Source organism: Haloferax sp. AB510 (assembly GCF_024136985.1).
GTDB lineage: Archaea > Halobacteriota > Halobacteria > Halobacteriales > Haloferacaceae > Haloferax.
The window spans coordinates 1-216 of sequence record NZ_JAMYJY010000264.1; the positions used below are offsets into that span (position 1 = coordinate 1).

Annotated in this window: 1 pseudogene; it reads right to left on the reverse strand. The window is 70.4% G+C overall.

Annotated features, from left to right (window positions below):
• A pseudogene (locus tag NKF06_RS20930) lies at nt 1–216 on the reverse strand (transcription initiation factor IIB 2); the annotation flags it as partial.

Genomic DNA, 216 nt, shown 5'->3' on the forward strand with positions numbered 1-216 from the left:
CGTGGCGACGCCCTCGATGGAACGGCCGGGGAGCAGGTCGTCGTTGAGCGCGCGGCGGTAGATGACCGAGGCGGTCTCGCGGACGTTGTCCGGGAGGCCGAGCGCGGAGGCCATGCGGTCGATTTCGCCGAGCGCCTGCTTGAGGTTGCGCTCCTTGGAGTCGCGGGTGCGGAACCGCTCGTTCCACGTGCGGAGCCGCTGCATCTTCTGGCGCTG